Source organism: Paucibacter aquatile, from assembly GCF_002885975.1.
Classification (GTDB): domain Bacteria; phylum Pseudomonadota; class Gammaproteobacteria; order Burkholderiales; family Burkholderiaceae_C; genus Paucibacter_A; species Paucibacter_A aquatilis.
Genome location: NZ_POSP01000003.1, coordinates 1668899 through 1685896 on the forward strand (window position 1 = coordinate 1668899; position 16998 = coordinate 1685896).

At 66.3% G+C, this 16998-nt stretch carries 14 protein-coding genes and 1 other annotated feature; of the genes, 12 read left to right on the plus strand and 2 right to left on the minus strand.

What is annotated here, in order from left to right:
• The first annotated feature begins 564 nt into the window (after positions 1-564).
• Positions 565-1784 (plus strand): IS3 family transposase gene (locus C1O66_RS10420; RefSeq protein ID WP_102767821.1). Its coding sequence is split into 2 segments (ribosomal slippage): positions 565-853 and positions 853-1784, totalling 1221 coding nucleotides; the frame shifts between segments, so codons are not numbered across the junction.
• Positions 843-959: a sequence feature (AL1L pseudoknot), on the plus strand. (Overlaps the previous gene by 117 nt.)
• 257 nt (positions 1785-2041) lie before the next feature.
• On the opposite strand, the gene C1O66_RS10425 is transcribed toward C1O66_RS10420, so the two are convergent.
• Entirely contained in the window at positions 2042-3430 is a 1389-nt protein-coding gene (locus C1O66_RS10425; RefSeq protein WP_102769448.1) for a transposase, read from the minus strand.
• Positions 3431-3738: 308 nt separating this feature from the next.
• Positions 3739-5883, minus strand: a complete 2145-nt coding sequence (locus tag C1O66_RS10430) for a prolyl oligopeptidase family serine peptidase (RefSeq protein WP_165794553.1) — start codon at positions 5881-5883, stop codon at positions 3739-3741.
• A gap of 348 nt (positions 5884-6231) precedes the next feature.
• Between C1O66_RS10430 and C1O66_RS10435 the strand changes: the two genes are divergently transcribed.
• From C1O66_RS10435 to C1O66_RS10485, 11 genes are all read left to right on the plus strand, one after another.
• Entirely contained in the window at positions 6232-8301 is a 2070-nt protein-coding gene (locus C1O66_RS10435; protein ID WP_102769588.1) for a ribonuclease catalytic domain-containing protein, read from the plus strand.
• Positions 8302-8306: 5 nt separating this feature from the next.
• Complete coding sequence (locus C1O66_RS10440) at positions 8307-9164, plus strand: cell envelope integrity protein TolA (protein WP_102767823.1); 858 nt, start codon at positions 8307-8309, stop codon at positions 9162-9164.
• Complete coding sequence (gene aroE, locus C1O66_RS10445) at positions 9161-10027, plus strand: shikimate dehydrogenase (protein ID WP_102767824.1); 867 nt, start codon at positions 9161-9163, stop codon at positions 10025-10027. Before C1O66_RS10440 ends, aroE begins: the two co-directional genes overlap by 4 nt.
• Positions 10024-10773, plus strand: coding sequence for a transglycosylase domain-containing protein (locus tag C1O66_RS10450; protein WP_102767825.1), 750 nt, complete (start codon positions 10024-10026; stop codon positions 10771-10773). The genes aroE and C1O66_RS10450 overlap by 4 nt, the downstream gene beginning before the upstream one ends.
• A gap of 6 nt (positions 10774-10779) precedes the next feature.
• Positions 10780-11409: a hypothetical protein gene (locus C1O66_RS10455; RefSeq protein WP_102767826.1), complete on the plus strand. Its 630-nt coding sequence runs from the start codon at positions 10780-10782 to the stop codon at positions 11407-11409.
• On the plus strand, positions 11406-12035 hold the full coding sequence (locus tag C1O66_RS10460; protein WP_102767827.1) for a TlpA disulfide reductase family protein: 630 nt from the start codon (positions 11406-11408) through the stop codon (positions 12033-12035). Before C1O66_RS10455 ends, C1O66_RS10460 begins: the two co-directional genes overlap by 4 nt.
• Before the next feature lie 190 nt (positions 12036-12225).
• Positions 12226-12675, plus strand: a complete 450-nt coding sequence (gene aroQ, locus C1O66_RS10465; protein ID WP_102767828.1) for a type II 3-dehydroquinate dehydratase — start codon at positions 12226-12228, stop codon at positions 12673-12675.
• Between the two features lie 72 nt (positions 12676-12747).
• Complete coding sequence (gene accB / locus C1O66_RS10470) at positions 12748-13212, plus strand: acetyl-CoA carboxylase biotin carboxyl carrier protein (RefSeq protein ID WP_102767829.1); 465 nt, start codon at positions 12748-12750, stop codon at positions 13210-13212.
• 9 nt (positions 13213-13221) lie between these two features.
• Complete coding sequence (gene accC, locus C1O66_RS10475; RefSeq protein WP_102767830.1) at positions 13222-14571, plus strand: acetyl-CoA carboxylase biotin carboxylase subunit; 1350 nt, start codon at positions 13222-13224, stop codon at positions 14569-14571.
• A gap of 53 nt (positions 14572-14624) precedes the next feature.
• Positions 14625-15524, plus strand: coding sequence for a 50S ribosomal protein L11 methyltransferase (gene prmA, locus C1O66_RS10480; protein ID WP_102769589.1), 900 nt, complete (start codon positions 14625-14627; stop codon positions 15522-15524).
• An 87-nt stretch (positions 15525-15611) separates the two neighbouring features.
• Positions 15612-16979 (plus strand): zinc-ribbon and DUF3426 domain-containing protein, encoded by a 1368-nt coding sequence (locus C1O66_RS10485; RefSeq protein WP_102767831.1) that lies wholly within the window; start codon positions 15612-15614, stop codon positions 16977-16979.
• Positions 16980-16998 lie beyond the last annotated feature (19 nt).

Consider the following 16998-nt stretch of genomic DNA (forward strand, 5'->3'; position numbering starts at 1 on the left):
GAGCGAAGCCGGAGCAGATCAGGGAGGCTGGCATGACCTTGATGGCTAGCCCGGTTCAGTCCTGCTGTGCAGGAAGCATTAGATGCCGAAGCGCTCAGCTGTTTGACTCATCCGGCTGAGCCACTGAGGGCTAACTTGGCGACAGGTGAAGCCATTACCCCCTCGCTCGCAACGCCGACATCTAGGACGCTGTACACAGCGAATCACTCAACACGTTCAGATTTCGAGTGCATCTAAACATTGTGGTCCGGTCGCCGCCCGCAAAGCGAGTTAGTCCGGCGGGCCTCTGGCTAGACTGCGAACACAGAGGCAGGTTCCATCAGCTTAATTGACCTTCGTGTCCAAGCACGGCTTGGCGCCCCGTTACCCTCGTCTAATGAGGCGCACTGCACCTTGATCGTCCATGCTTTCACTTACCACCCCTGCAGTGTCTCGTTCTGGTGCCACAGGCACGGATTCGGCTGTCAGGTGTGCGGCAACGAGATCAGGACTGCGAATGTCCCCTCAGGGTCGGTGTGAATCGCCCCGGGTTTTGAGGAGGCTCCAACTCTGGAGAATGGAGCCATGAAGAAGTCCCCGAAGTTTTCGCCCGAGGTGCGTGAGCGTGCCGTGCGCATGGTGCTGGAGCACCGAGCAGAACATCCGTCGCAGTGGGCGGCCATCGAATCCATCGCCGACAAGATCGGCTGCGTGCCGCAGACCTTGCACACCTGGGTCAAGCAGCACGAGGTCGATGCCGGCCAGCGAGACGGTGTCTCGACTGCGGAGGCTCAGCGCATCAAGGAACTGGAACGAGAGGTGCGCGAGCTGCGCAAGGCCAACGAGATTCTGAAGCTGGCCAGCGCGTTTTTCGCCCAGGCGGAGCTCGACCGCCGCATCAAGTCCTGAAGGCGTTCATCGACCAGCACCGCCAGCAGCTTGGGGTCGAGCCGATCTGCCGCGTCCTGCAGATTGCCCCATCGGCTTACTGGCGCCACGTCGCTTGTCAGCGCAGCCCGGCCTTGCGCTCTTTGCGAGCCCAGCGCGATGTGCAACTGCTACCGCAGGTGCAGCGCGTCTGGCAGGCCAACCATCAGGTCTACGGCGCCGAGAAGGTCTGGCGCCAGCTCAACCGCGAAGGCGTCGCCGTGGCGCGCTGCACCGTCGAGCGGCTGATGCGCCAGCTCGGGCTGCAGGGTGTGCGCCGAGGCAAGGCCGTGCGCACCACCATTCCCGATCCCAAGGCGCCATGCCCGTTGGACCGCGTCAATCGGCAGTTCCGGGCCGAGCGGCCGAACCAGCTGTGGGTCTCGGACTTCACCTATGTCTCAACCTGGCAGGGCTGGGTGTATGTAGCGTTCGTCATCGACGTGTTCAGCCGGCGCATCGTGGGTTGGCGTCAGAGCAGTTCGATGCACACCGAGTTCGTACTCGACGCATTGGAGCAGGCGCTGTACGACCGCAAGCCGTCCGATGGCCTGGTGCATCACTCCGACCGTGGGTCGCAATACGTGTCTATCCGCTACAGCGAGCGGTTGGCCGAGGCCGGAATCGAGCCCTCAGTGGGTTCCAAGGGCGACAGCTACGACAACGCACTGGCCGAGACCATCAACGGGCTGTACAAGGCCGAGGTCATTCACCGGCGCGGGCCTTGGAAGACCAAGCAGGCGGTGGAACTGGCAACACTGGAATGGGTCGCCTGGTTCAACCATCACCGGCTGATGGGGCCGCTGGGCCATGTGCCGCCTGCTGAGTTCGAAGCCAATTACCATCGTCACCGCGCTGGTCAGGCCGCGACCGCCTGACTTAAACCAACAGGCCTCCTCGGAACCCGGGGCGATTCAGTGACGTGAGTTCGGACTGCAGAGAACTGGTCGCAAGTGGGACGCCGGCCGACTCGCGAGAGTCCAACGGCAGCTGTACCTCGTATTCTGTTGAAAAAGTCGCTGATCGGCTCGAAGGCGACGTTGCGGAAGGGAAGGCGAAGGCGCTCAACTCACCTTTTCTTCGTCTGAACCAGGTCTTTCGACCCGGTTTTGAGGTTAATCGATGGGGTTTCGCCTCAAGCGGGCGTAGCTGTGCCTTGAGTTGGTGGACCTTGCGGCACCCGCATCGCCAAACGACGCAGGTTTTGTACTGCCGCAGCCATCGTGAACTCGTCCATCGCGCCACTAAGTCCTCGCAGGCGCAAGCGATCCAGCCGCAGGATTCGCTTCAGGTGGGCAAACAGCATTTCCACCTTCTTGCGTTGGCAACGTGAGCGCTCGTACTGTTCGGTGGTGGCAATCTTGCGCCCTACGTCCCGTGCGGCTTCGTGAACGCTGCGAACGATCTTGCGCATAGGGGTGGTGGGGCAGCAGCGCTGCTTCTCGGGGCAGTTGGCGCAATCTTGTTGGCTCGCACGGTAAATCACAGTGTCGGCCTTGGTGATGTGACTGCGCTCAATCTTGAAGACTCGCCACTGGCTGCGCAGCGGGCGACCTTGTGGGCAGGTGTATTCCTTGGCCTGCTCGTCCCAAGTGAACTCGTTGCTTGAGAGCGTGCCGTCATCGCGCTGCGTGCGATCCCAGACGGGCACATGGGGTTCGATGCCCTTTTCGTCCACCATCCAACTCAGCATGGGCGCCGTGCCGTAGGCCGTGTCGCCGATCAACCGCTCGGGCTTGAGGCCGAACTGCTCCTGCACTCGATCAACCATCAGTTTGGTCGACTCGACCTCGGCGGTGCGGTGGGCCGGCGTGGCCTGGACATCCATGATCACGCCATGCTCGGCATCGATGAGGTAATTCGTCGAGTAGGCGAAGAACGCGGGGCCGCCCGTCGCCGCCGTCCAACTTGCTTGTGGGTCGGTCAGCGAAATCTTCTTGGCTAGGACCTTGCCAAGGGCTTCGGCATCTAATCCTTCCAGGTACTCGCGCACGGCGCGTGTGCTCAGTGCTGGATCTTTCCAGTCAACCGACTCGGTGCCAGCCACACCACGCTGGCTGCTGGCATCGGCCTCCACGATGCTGGCATCTACTGCAAAGCCCTCAGCCTTGACGAGGCCGGCTGCCATACAGCGACGCACGACCTCATCGAACAACCAACGGAACACGCCGCTGTCACGGAAGCGCCCATGGCGATTCTTCGAGAAAGTGGAGTGATCGGGTACGGCGTCTTCCAGGCTCAGTCGGCAGAACCAACGGTAGGCCAAGTTCAAGTGCAACTCCTCGCACAGGCGGCGCTCGGAGCGGATGCCATAGCAGTACCCGACGACCAACATGCGCAGCATCAACTCAGGGTCGATGGACGGGCGGCCGATCTGGCTGTAATGCTCGGCCAGGTGCTCACGCAGGCCAGCGAAGTCAAGGCAGCGATCAATGCCGCGCAGCAGATGATTCTGGGGAATGTGGTCTTCGAGGTTGAACGAATAGAACAACCGATCTTGCCCGCTCGCTTGTCGTCCCATCATCTCGGCGCCCTCCAAGATTCGACCGGCTAACACTCAAATTGTACGGTGCACAAGCGGGTCGAGGTAGGGACTTTTTCAACAGAATACCTCGTACAGCTGACGCTCACGCCGCTCGCGGTGACAAAGCCCAGCGACAGGTTGGTGCCGGTCAGCGTGAGTTCGCCTACCGACCCGCCAACGACTGGAACCGCTGCATTGCAGACCTCCCCCGCCCGCCCTAAAGCTCGACTGCAGGTCAATCGCCAAAGGTGCGGGGCAAGACGAGTCACGCCGCTTGCACGTCACCCGCCCGCCCCTCTACCCACCCCTCACCTCTTCGGCGCAAACCCCACATCCCCGAACTGCCACAGGAAGAAACTCCACACATCCGCCGTTTCGTCCAGGCGCTGCGACACGCCCGAGCCCATGCCGTGGCCGCCTTCGAAGTCCACACGCAGCAGCGCGGGCTTGCTGGCGTAACGCTCGGGCTGGGCGGCTTGCAGGCGGGCGGCGAACTTGGCGGGGATCCAGGCTTCGACGCGGGGGTCGTTGGCGCCGGTGGTGACGATGACGGCCGGGTAGTTCACGCCGTCGCGCACGCGGTGCACGGGGCTCAGCGCATACATGCTCTTGAAATGCGCGGGGTTGGTCACCGTGCCGAACTCGGCGATATTGGGCGCACCGTTGAGCGTGGTTTCCATGCGTAGCATGTCGGACAGGCTGACCGCGCTCTGCGCCGCGGCAAACAAGTCAGGCCGCTGGGTGATGGCGCCGCCGATGGTGATGCCGCCGGCGCTGCCGCCGGTGCCGGCCAGGGTGGCGGGCGAGGCGTACTTCTGCGCGATCAGGTATTCGGCGCAGGCAATAAAGTCCGAGACCGTGTTTTGCTTGGTCAGGATATGGCCGCCGCGGTGCCATTCTTCGCCCAGCTCCCCGCCGCCGCGCACATGGCAGATGGCGGTGACGCCGCCGCGCTCCAGCCAGGCCAGGCGGGTGGCGCCGAAGCGCGGCTCCTGGGTGGAGCCGTAGGCGCCGTAGCCGATCAAGATGGTGGGGCGCTTGCCGTCGCGCGGCGCACTCTTGGAAGACATGATGGACAAGGGCACCATCACGCCGTCATGGCTCTTGACCATGACGCGCTCGGCCTGCACGCCCGAGGTGTCCACGGCCACCGGCTTTTGCAGGTTCACGCGCCGCGCCGATGCGTCAGCCGCGCCGGGCTTCATCAAGACCAGGCTTTGCGGCGGCTGGGTCCAGCCCTCGTGCAGCACCAGCAGCTCACCGCCGGGCAAGGGGCTGATCTCGCGCAGCGTGCCTTCAAACGGCAGGGCCACGGTCGAGATGGCGGGCTTGCCTTTGCTGGTTTTTTTCTCCACCCGCCAGAGCTTGCTCACGCCGGCATCCAGGGCCTTCACGTAGACGGCATCGCCAGCCAGCTTGATGTCCTGCAGCACGCTCTCGCCCGCCGGCAGCAGGGGGCGGAAGAGCGTGGCGCGCAGGCGCAGGTCCAGCTGCAGCAGCTCGCGGCGCGAGGCATTTTTCTGGCTCAGGGCGTAGATCTGGTCGCCGGAGATGGTGGCCTCCGTGACCTTGTCTTCCGGGCGGATGATGCGGCGCCAGGGGGTGGCTGCGCCCTTCTTGAGCAGGTCCTCGGCCGGCGCCACCCAGTAGGAGCGCTCGACCGCATCGCCATGCAGCACCTCGGCCAGGGCCCAGCGCGAATCCTTGCTCAGATAGACGTAGGGCAGATCGGCCAGGGCGTGCTTCTCCTGGGCGTTCACCTCCCAGCCGAACAGGGGCGCGTCTTGCGCCGGATCGGCGCCGAGCTTGTGCAGGAAGACGGCGCTCTTGTTGTAGCGCTCTTCCGCCGGGTGGCGGTTGTAGGCGAAGCCGCTGCCGTCCTTGAACCAGGCCACGCCGAACTGGTTGAGGCCGGTGTGGGCGATGGCCTCGCTCAAGAACTTGCCGCTGGCCACATCGAGCACGCGCAGCACGCTGTTTTCCGAGCCGCCGCTGGACAGGCCGATGGCCAAGCGCTTGCCGTCCGGCGAGGGCGTGTACCAGTCGATCGCATGCTTGCCGGGCTCGCCGGGGATGTTGTTCGGGTCCAGCAGCTCGCGCTCGGCGCCCTCCACCCCCGCGCGCAGCCACAGCCGCGACTGGTTCTGGCCCGGCGCGCGCTTCATATAAAAGAGCTGGCCGGCCACGGACTTGTAGCCGCCGGTGCTTTCGCCTGCGTCGGAGAGCTGGCCCAGGCGCTCGCGCAAGGCGGCGCGGCCGGGCAGCTGGGCCAGACCAGCCTTGGTGTAGTCGGCCTGCGCGCGCAGCCAGGTCTGGAACTCGGCGGACTTCATGTCCTCCATCCAGCGGTAGGGGTCGACCACGGCGGTGCCGTGATAGACATCGGTGACGGGTTTGAGCGGGGTGGCGGGATAGGGAGGCTGCGCGAGTGAAGCCGCAAACGCGCCGTTCACCGAAGCCGCCAGACAGAGTGCGAGCAAACTTGCTTTTTGTTTCAAGAGAGGAATCACGATCGAAAGCTCCAACAGAACTTGACAACAAGATGACAAAAACCCAGACAACCGGGTCATCTTAGGTGTCCGCTGGTGCTCGCAGGTATGCCGAAAGTTTGGCCCGGCCTGGGCCGCCCTCGGGCGAACCACATCGGGAGGCCCGGCCTGACATCGGCCGGCTCAGTGCAGACGCGGTCAAGAACTGGCTCGCCACGCACCTCCGTGCGCCGGCTCGTTCCGGGCCATTGCACCGCCCCACTTGCGGGCGCGGCCAAAAGCAGCGGTTTGATCAGCGACAATGCCGCCCATATGTTTGCCCTGTTCGATGAAGCCGGAAAATTCCTCGCCGGCCGTGTCATGTCCGAAGCCGAAAGTTCGATGCAGATCGAACTGGAGTCGGGCAAGCGCGTCAAAGTGAAGGCAGCCAATGTGCTGCTCAAGTTCGACAAGCCCGCCCCGGCGGAGCTGATCGCGGAAGGCCAGCGCCTGGCCCAGGAGATCGACCTGGACCTGGCCTGGGAGTTCGCGCCCGACAGCGAGTTCAGCTTCGCCGATCTGGCACGCGATTACTTCGACGCCAAGGCCGGGGTGACGCACCAGGCGGCGGCCCTGTTCCGCCTCTTCGAAGCGCCGCATTACTTCCGCCGCGCCGGCAAGGGCCAGTTCAAGAAGGCAGCCGAAGAGGTGGTCAAGGCCGCCCTGCTGGGCATCGAACGCAAGCGCCAGCAGGCGCTGCAGATCGAAGCCTGGGCCGAAGAGCTGGCCGCCGGCCGCTGCCCCGACGCGATCCGCGACCAGATTTACAAGATCCTCTTCAAGCCCGACAAGAACGGCCCCGAGTACAAGGCCGTGGTCGAGGCCACGCGCCGCTCGCACAAGGCGCCGCTGGATCTGCTCAAGTCGGCCGGCGCCATCGCCAGCCCCTATCAGTTCCACTGGAAGCGCTTCCTGTTCGAGCAGTTCCCCAAGGGCACGGGTTTCCCGGCCCTGCAGGCGCCCGAGATCAAGGACGAGCTGCCGCTGTCGCCGGTGCAGGCCTTCTCGATCGACGATTCGGCCACCACCGAAATCGACGATGCGCTGTCGGTGCAGGGTCTGGGCACGGGCACCATCGTCTTCGGCGTGCACATCGCCGCGCCGGGCCTGGCCTTCCAGCCCGACTCGGCCGTGGACAAGGTGGCGCGCGAGCGCCTGTCCACCGTCTACATGCCCGGCTGGAAGCTGACCATGCTGCCGGACGAGGTGGTGCAGGCCTACACGCTGATCGAAGGGCGCGACTGCCCGGCGGTGTCGCTCTACGTCACCATGGACGAGGCCACGCTGGCCGTGACCGGCAGCGAGACAAAGCTGGAGCGCGTGCCCATCAAGGCCAATCTGCGCCACGACAAGCTGGACGGCGTCATCACCGCCGACACCTTGACCGGCGCCGCCCCGGCCGACTACGCCTTCGCGCCCGAGCTGGCCTTCACCTTCCGCCTGGCCAACCACCTGAAGGCACAGCGCGAGGTCGTGCGCGGCAAGCCCGAGAACTTCAACCGGCCGGACTACAACTTCCGCCTCGATTCCAACGGCGAGCGCGAGCCGGATGGCAGCGAAGTGGTGAGCATCAGCACCCGCCAACGCGGTTCGCCGCTGGACCTGATCGTGGCCGAGGCCATGATCCTGGCCAACTCCACCTGGGGCGGCTGGCTCAATGACATGGGCCTGCCCGGCATCTACCGCAGCCAGGCCAGCATGGCGCCGGGCGTGAAGGTGCGCATGGGCACCAAGGCCCTGCCCCACGCCGGCATGGGCGTGGCGCAGTACACCTGGGCCACCTCGCCGCTGCGCCGTTATGTGGACCTGGTCAACCAGTGGCAGATCATTGCCTGCGCCAAGAACGGCCGCACGGCCGCCCTGGTGGCACCGTTCAAGCCCAAGGACGCGCAGCTCTTCTCCATCATCTCGGGCTTTGACGCGGCCTACACCGCCTACAACGGCTTCCAGAACGGCATCGAGCGCTTCTGGACCCTGCGCTATCTGGTACAGAACGAGATCACCGAGCTGACCGCCACTGTCATGAAGGACGGCCTGGTGCGCGCCGACACCCTGCCCCTGGTCTTCAAGGCCCTGGGCTGCGAGCCGCTGCCGCGCGGCGCCCATGTGCGGGTGCGCATCACCGGCACCGATGAGATGACGCTGGATGTGCACGCCACCCTGATCGAGCGCCTGGAGGCCGAAGGCGCCGGCGCGGGCGAAGACCCGGCCGCCGAGTCCGAAGACGACGAGGCCGCGGAGGTCGCGGGGCCGCTGACCCTGGCGCTGGACATGAGCGGCGAGGGCGAGGGCGACAGCCCCGGCACGGGCGGAGGAACGTCTGCCGAGGCGGCAGCGACCTGACGACGATGCGGCGCGGCAAGTTCTCCACCCTCCAGATCGCGTTGTTCATCTCGGCCGGCTTGCACGCCGGCCTGTTGGCTTTCCGCTGGGTCGATCCCGAGAACTTCAACCGCCTGTTCGAAGAGACGCCGCTGGAGGTGGTGCTGGTCAACAGCCGCAGCACCGAGGCGCCGACCAAGGCCATGGCCCTGGCGCAGGCCAATCTGGCCGGTGGCGGCCAGGCCGAGACGGGCCGCGCCACCTCGCCCCTGCCGCCGTCCAAGCTGCTGGAGGTGGGCGAGGCGAACGAGGTGCAACACGCCCAGATTGCCGAACTGCAGCAACAGCAGCAACAGCTGCTGGCCCGGGTGCGGCGCGAGCTGGCCCTGCTGCCCCTGCCCGACCAGGAACGCGACCGCGGCACGGCCGAAGCGCGCGAGCAGGCCGAGCGGCGCCGCCAACTGGTGCAGCTGCTGGCCGAGATCGAGCGCCGCGTCAACGAAGAGAACGCGCGGCCGCGCAAGCGCTATGTCAGCCCGGCCACGCGCGAGGTGGTCTACGCCCAGTACTACGACAGCCTGCGCCGCAAGGTCGAGGCGCGCGGCACGCGCGACTTCCCCACCTACAAAGGCCGCAAGCTCTACGGCGAGCTGACCATGAACATCCATGTGGACCACCGCGGCCGCGTGATCGAGACCGACATCGTCGCCTCCTCGGGCAACAAGAACCTCGACCGCCGGGCCGTGGCCATCGTCCGCGCCGCCAGCCCTTTCGGCAATTTCAGCCAGGCCATGCGCAAGGGCGCCGAAGTGCTGGTCATCACCTCGCGCTTCCGCTTCACCCGCGAAGACGGCCTGGAAACCAGCTTGAGCCCGCAGCCATGAGTGCGCCTGCGATGGATCTGTATGCCGTGGCCGGCAACCCGGTGGCCCACAGCCGCTCGCCCGCCATCCATGCCCAGTTCGCCGCCCAGACCGGCCAGGCGCTGCGCTACGAGCGATTGCTCTGCCCGCTCGATGGTTTTGCCGCGCACATCCAAGCCTTTGCCGCCGGTGGCGCGCGTGGCTGCAATGTCACCGTGCCCTTCAAGTTTGAAGCCCATGCCCTCGCCTCGCGCTTGAGCGAGCGGGCCCGTCTGGCCGGGGCGGTCAACACCTTGCGTTTCGACACGGCCGCTGACGGCCAGCCCGACTGGTTCGGCGACAACACCGACGGCGCCGGCCTGGTGCGCGACATCGAGCACAACGCCGGCCGCCGCCTGGCCGGCCAGCGCATCCTACTGTTGGGCGCCGGCGGCGCCTCGGCCGGCGTGCTGGGCAGCCTGATCGCGGCCCGGCCGGCCGCCATCAACGTGGCCAACCGCAGCGTGGACAAGGCCGCCCGCTTGGTGGCCCAGCATGCCGAATGGGCGGCGCAGCATGGCGTGGACCTGCAGGCGAGCAACCTGCAAGGCTGCGGCAGCGGTTTCCAGGTCTTGATCAACGGCACCAGTGCCAGCCTGGCCGGCGCCGCCGTGCCGGTGACCGAGGGCGTGCTGGCCCCCGGCGCCCTGGCGCTGGACATGATGTACGGCCCGGCGGCCGCGCCCTTCCTGGCCTGGGCCGCGGCCCAGGGCGCCGAGGGCCGCGACGGCCTGGGCATGCTGGTCGAGCAGGCGGCCGAAGCCTTTGCCCTGTGGCGCGGCATCCGGCCGGACACCGGCCCGGTGCTGCAAGCCCTGCGCCAGGAACTGGCTTCAAAGCCATGAAGCCTTGGCAATTCCTCACCCGGCTGGCCGCCCTGCTGCTGCTGGGGGCGCTGGCCTTGCAGCTCTACTTTGCAGGCCGCATCGCCTTGATGAATGTGCTGGCGCCCCAATCCACCACCTTCCAGCGGGCCGAGGCCTGGCGCATCCTGACCGAACAAGGCGCCCTGCCCTGGAGCCAGACCTGGGTCGATGGCGAGGCGATCTCGCCCCAGCTGCGCCGCGCGGTGATTGCCAGCGAGGACGCCAGCTTTGCCGAGCACAGCGGCGTGGACTGGGACGCGCTGGAAAAAGCCTGGGAACGCAACCAGCGCGCCCAGGCCAAGCTGGAGAAGAAGCTGGCCCAAGCCGGCCCGACCGCCAAGGCCGTGAAGCCGGCCAAGGTGGTGGGCGGATCGACCATCACCCAGCAGCTGGCCAAAAACCTCTTCCTCAGCGGCGAGCGCAACTTCGTGCGCAAAGGTCAGGAGATCCTGATCACCTATATGTTGGAAGGGCTGCTGAGCAAGCAGCGCATCCTCGACATCTATTTGAACAACGTCGAATGGGGTGAAGGCCTGTTCGGCGCCCAGGCCGCCGCCCGCCACTATTTCCGCCTGGACGCCAGCCGGCTGGGGGCCAACCAGGCCGCCCGCCTGGCCGTGATGCTGCCGGCGCCCAAGCGCTTTGAAAAGCGCCCCGCATCTCCCTACGTGTTGTCGCGTGCTGCGACCATCGAAGCACGCATGCCCGCGGTTGAGCTACCCTGAGCCCCGATGTCCAGCGAATCCACCCTCAGCCAAGAAATCGCCGCCACCGCCGCCCGCCTGGTGGTGGAAGAAGGCCTGGAGTACGGCCCGGCCAAGCAGCGCGCGCTGAAGGTGCTGGGCCTCAGCCGCCACGGCCGCGCCGCCCTGCCCAGCAATGAAGAGCTGGAAGACGAGGTGCGCGAGTACCTGGCCATCTTCTGCAGCGACACCCAACCCGCGGAGCTGCGCGCCCTGCGCGAGCTGGCGGCGCAGTGGATGGCGCGGCTGGCCGAATTCCGCCCACACCTCTGCGGCGCCGTCTGGCGCGGCACGGCCACCCGGCTGAACAACATCCACCTGCAGCTCTACTGCGACGACAGCAAGGCCGCCGAGATCGCCCTGATCAATCTGGGAGTGGACTACGAGGTGGGCGCCAGCCACGACGCCCGCGGCCGGCAGATCGATGTGCTCTCGTTGGCCGCGCCCTGCCGCGCCCTGCAGGAGCAGATCACGGTGCATCTGAGCATTCTGGATTTCGACGACCTGCGCGGCGCCCTCAAGCTGGACAGCCGCGGGCGAAGCGAACGCGGCGATCTGGCCGCTTTGCAGCGCCTGCTCGACGAACCCGACGACACTGAAAGCAAACACCAGCCATGAGCAAGCAGCCCCTCGCCTCCAGCAGCGACACCACGCCGGTCTCCAGGGGGCGCCGCTGGGCGTTGCGCGCCCTGGCCGGCGCCGCCGGTCTGGGCGGCCTCTATCTGGGCATTCGCACCGCTCCGCAGGCCCCCGCTCCGGCCGGGTCAGCGGCGAGCGCCGCCCTGCCGCCGGAAGGCGCCGCCAGCCTGCCGGCCGCCGAGACCGAGCTCTGGGCGGGAAGCTTCGAGCGCCCGGAAGGCGGCGAGCTGCGCCTGGCCGACTTCCGCGGCCAGAAGCTCTTGATCAATTTCTGGGCCACCTGGTGCCCGCCGTGCGTGAAGGAACTGCCCGAACTGGCCGAGTTCCAGCGCGAGTTCAAGGCCCAGGGCTGGCAGGTCGTCGGACTGGCCGTCGACGCGCCAACTCCGGTACGCGCCTTCCTGCAAAAGCTGCCGCTGGACTTCCCCCAGGGCCTGGCCGGATTGACCGGTACGCAATTGGCACGCACACTCGGCAACAGCCAGGGCGGCCTGCCCTTCAGCGTGGCCTTGGGTGCCGACGGCCTGGTCCAATGGCGCAAAACCGGAGCCACCAGCCTGGCCGAGCTGCGCGAGATGGCGGCTTCACCGGCTGCAAAACGCTGAATCTCAGCTGATCCAGGGCGGCCAAGCCGGCCGGATCCACCCCAAAAGGCAAGCGCATTTGGGAAAAAGGGTCAAGCAATTTATTTACACCGACCTGCGTCGAACGGCCCCTAAAACGCGTAAAGTCCGGCCTTCTTCGTTTCTAGTGCTGCGGCTCTAAATCTCTCGGGATGCGCCTCAGCCCACGCCGATGCAAATTCTCGTCATTCATGGACCCAATCTGAACCTCCTGGGCAGCCGGGAACCAGCGGTGTATGGATCGCAGACTTTGGCGCAGATCGACGCTGATCTGCTGAAAATGGCGGCGGATGCTGGGCATGAACTAAAATCCTTCCAAAGCAACCACGAAGGCGCCCTGGTGGATCGCATCCAGGCCGCCGCGCAGGACGGCAGCCGCTTCATCATCATCAATCCGGCCGCCTACACGCACACCAGCGTGGCCATTCGTGATGCGCTGGCCGCCGTGGCCCTGCCTTTCATCGAAGTCCATCTGTCCAACGTTCACAAACGCGAAGCGTTCCGCCAGCACAGCTATCTGTCCGACCTCGCGGTCGGCGTGATCTGCGGTCTGGGCGCGCAGGGCTACCAACTGGCCCTGAGCTACGCACTGACACAGCTGCAGCAGCACTCGCAGCCCTGAGTCGTCGAGGGTGGCGGCTCACGAAGCCGCCTTTGTTTTCCAACAATAAATATCAATCGCTGGAGAAATTCTATGGATCTGCGCAAGCTCAAGACCCTGATCGATTTGGTGTCCGAGTCGAATATTTCTGAACTCGAAATCACCGAAGCCGATGGCAAGGTCCGCATCGTCAAGTCGGACGGCTCGGTGGCCGTTCCCATGATGATGGCCGCGCCCGCCGCCGCGCCGGTGGCTGCCGCCCCTGTGGCCGCAGCCCCGGTGGCCGCCGCACCGGCCGCGCCTGTTGCAGCTCCGGCCGAAACCGGCCATGTGGTGAAGTCGCCCATGGTCGGCACCTTCTACCGCGCCTCCGGCCCGAACGCCAAGCCTTTCGCCGAAGTCGGCCAGCCGATCAAGGAAGGCTCGCCGATCTGCATCATCGAAGCGATGAAGATCATGAACGAGATCGATGCCGACTTCAGCGGCACGATCACCAAGGTGCTGTGCGAAAACGGCCAGCCCGTCGAATTCGGCCAACCCTTGTTCGTCATCGAATAAGGATTTGCGATGTTCAAGAAGATTCTGATCGCGAACCGGGGGGAGATTGCCCTCCGGATTCAGCGCGCCTGCCGCGAGCTGGGCGTCAAGTCGGTGGTCGTCTACTCGGAAGCCGACCGCGACGCCAAGTATGTGAAGCTGGCCGATGAGGCCGTCTGCATCGGCCCCGCGCCGTCCTCGCAGAGCTACCTCAGCATGCCGGCCATCATCGCCACCGCCGAGGTGACCGATGCCGAAGCCATCCACCCCGGCTATGGATTCCTGAGCGAGAACGCCGACTTTGCCGAACGCGTGGAGCGCAGCGGCTTCACCTTCATCGGCCCGACGCCCGAATCCATCCGCATGATGGGTGACAAGGTCTCGGCCAAGCAGGCCATGATCCGTGCCGGCGTGCCTTGCGTGCCCGGTTCGGACGGCGCCCTGCCCGAAGACCCGAAGGAGATCATCAAGATCGCCCGCGCCATCGGCTACCCGGTCATCATCAAGGCCGCAGGCGGCGGCGGTGGCCGTGGCATGCGCGTGGTGCACACCGAAGCGGCCCTGGTCAACGCGGTGCAGATGACGCGCACCGAAGCCGGCGCAGCCTTTGGCAACCCGCAGGTCTATATGGAAAAGTTCCTGGAAAACCCACGGCATGTGGAAATCCAGGTGCTGGCCGATGAGCACAAGAACGCCGTCTGGCTGGGCGAGCGCGATTGCTCCATGCAGCGCCGCCACCAGAAGATCCTCGAAGAAGCACCGGCACCCGGCATTCCGCGCCGCATCATCGAGAAGATCGGTGACCGCTGCGCCGCCGCCTGCCGCAAGATGAACTACCGCGGCGCCGGCACCTTCGAGTTCCTGTACGAAAACGGCGAGTTCTATTTCATCGAGATGAACACCCGCGTGCAGGTCGAGCATCCGGTGACGGAGCTGGTCACCGGCATCGACATCGTGCAGATGCAGATCAAGGTGGCGGCCGGCGAGAAGCTGCCCTTCACCCAGCGCAACATCACCATGCGCGGCCACTCGATCGAGTGCCGCATCAACGCCGAAGACCCCTTCAAGTTCACGCCCTCGCCGGGCCGCATCACCATGTGGCATGCACCGGGCGGCCCGGGTGTGCGCGTGGATTCGCATGTCTACACCAACTACGTCGTGCCACCGCACTACGACTCGATGATCGGCAAGATCATCGTCCACGGCGACACCCGCGAGCAGGCCCTGGCCCGCATGCGCATCGCCCTGAGCGAGACCGTGGTGGAAGGCATCCAGACCAACATCCCGCTGCACCGCGAGCTGATGGTCGACGCCAAGTTCATTGAAGGCGGCACCAACATCCATTACCTCGAAGGCTGGATGAGCCAACACAAGCGATGAGCGACGACACCTCTTCTGCACCGGACGCGGCCAAGGAACCCAACTCGGCCACCCTGCACGAACTGCTGCTGATCTGCGGCGAGGACGATGTCGAGATCGTCAGCGACGCACTGATGGAGCTGGACGCGCTGGCCGTGTCGGTGGAAGACGCCGATGCCGACACCGATGCCGAGAAAGCCCTGTTCGGCGAGCCCGGCATGCCGGCGCCGCGTGGCGGCTGGCAGCGCTCGGTGGTCAAGGCCTTGTTCCCGGACGAGAACGAAGCCACCGAATGCGCCACCCTGATCCTCAGCCAGGACTGGGCGGCCGACGTGCATGTGCAGGCGATTCAAGCCGTGGCCGAGCAGGACTGGGTGCGCCTGACGCAGTCGCAGTTCTCGCCGGTGGAGATCACGCCCGAGTTCTGGATCGTGCCGTCGTGGCATGAAGCCCCGGCCCAGGCCACGCGCGTCATGCGCCTGGACCCGGGCCTGGCCTTCGGCACCGGCACCCACCCGACCACGCGCATGTGCCTGCGCTGGATCGCCACCCACAGCGAGCTCAGCCCCGGCTGGACCCGCGTGCTCGACTACGGCTGCGGCTCCGGCATCCTCGCCATCGGTGCGGCCCTGCACGGCGCGCAAAACATCGACGCGGTGGACATCGATCCGGCCGCCATCACCGCCAGCCAGGACAATGCCAAGGCCAACCAGGTCGCCCTGAAGGCCGCCCTGCCCGATGCCGCGCAAGGCGAGTACCCGCTGGTCATGGCCAACATCCTGGCCACGCCGCTCAAGCTGCTGGCGCCGCTGCTGGCGGCCCACCTCGCCCCGGGCGCACATCTGATCCTGGCCGGCATCCTGGCCCGCCAGGCCGAGGAGCTGAAGGAAGCCTACGCCCCCTGGCTGAAGCTCGAGGTCAGCGACGAGGAAGAGGGCTGGATCCTGATGACGGCCCAGCGTCCTGCGGCTTGATTCGGGCGTGGTGCGGAGCCCGAATTCACGATCGAGTTCGGGCTTGCCTAGCCCTGAGCTTCGGCGGACTCATGGCATGATCTCGCCATGAGTCTCGCCACCCGTTGCACCGCTTGCGGAACCATTTTCCGCGTCGTGGAAGACCAGCTCCGGGTCTCGGAAGGCTGGGTGCGTTGCGGCCGCTGCGCCGAAGTGTTCGACGCCCGCGAGCAGCTCTTCGACATCGATCTCGAGGCCCCACCGCCCTGGCCGCCCGCCCCTGCCCACGACACACCTGCGGTCGATTTGTCGACGCAGGACGATGGCCGCTGGGCGCCGAGCCCGCCGCCCACCTCAAGCCCTCCGGCCCCGATCCCGGCATCCGCCTACGCACCACCGCCACCGCGGCCACTGGACCTGACGGCTGCACCACCGCACAAGGAGCCTCGCCCGGGCCACGACTCCATCGTCGCGGCCGCCATGGACTCGCGCCACGAACCCCGTTGGGTCGATGAGCCCGGTCTCGACGCGGGCGGCGCCAAGGACCCCGCCCCGCGCTGGACCGAGCCCGAGATCGAGCCCTCGCTGGAACAGCAGGTGGCGCAAGAGGTCGAGCAGGAAATGGCCCGGCTGAGTGCACAGCGCGCTCAGCTGGAAGCCCAGGCCCAGGCCGAAGCCGACATCCAGCAACAGGCTTACGAAGAAGAGCAGGCCCGGCTGCAGGCCGAGCTGGCTGCGGCCGAAGCCAGCCAGCGCGCGCAGGCCCAGCTGGCCCAGCTGGCGCAACAAAAAGCCACGCCAGCCCCACACAGCCCGGGCGAAGGCGACCACGGCTTTCAGCCCACCACCCTGGGCGAAAACGGCGAGTTGCTGGCCGCCGCCGAGGCTGAGGCCACCAAGGCGGTGAAACCAGAAGGCACAGCCGCTGGCGGCGAAAGCAACAGCGGTGGCGCGCCTTCGGAGCTGCCCACCTTCATGCGCCCGGCGCGCCAGGCCACGATCTGGAACCGGCTCTGGGTGCGCGTCAGCCTGGGCCTGCTCTGCGGCCTGGCGCTGGCAGCCCTGGGCTTGCAGGCCACCTGGCAGTTCCGTGACGCCCTGGTGGCCCGTTACCCGCAGCTGCGCGCCGATCTGCAAGCCTTCTGTGCCGTGGCCCACTGCGAAATCAAGCCCTGGCAGCGCCTGGACAGCTTCAGCGTCGACGCCAGCGCACTGAGCCAAGCCGGTTCGGGGCACCACTACAAGCTGGCCCTGACCCTGCGCAACAAGAGCGAATACGAGCTCGCCCTGCCCTGGGTGGAGCTGAGCCTGACCGATGCCAACGGCCAGCTGATCGCGCGCCGCGCGCTCGCGCCCAAGGACTTCAATCTGAGCCAGGATGCACTTGCCGCAGCGACCGAGCTGCCCGTGCAAGCCCTGCTGACCACCGGCGACAAGGCCGTCAGCGGCTACAGCGTCGAGCTGTTCTACCCCTGAGCCTCAGCGGAGCGCGCGG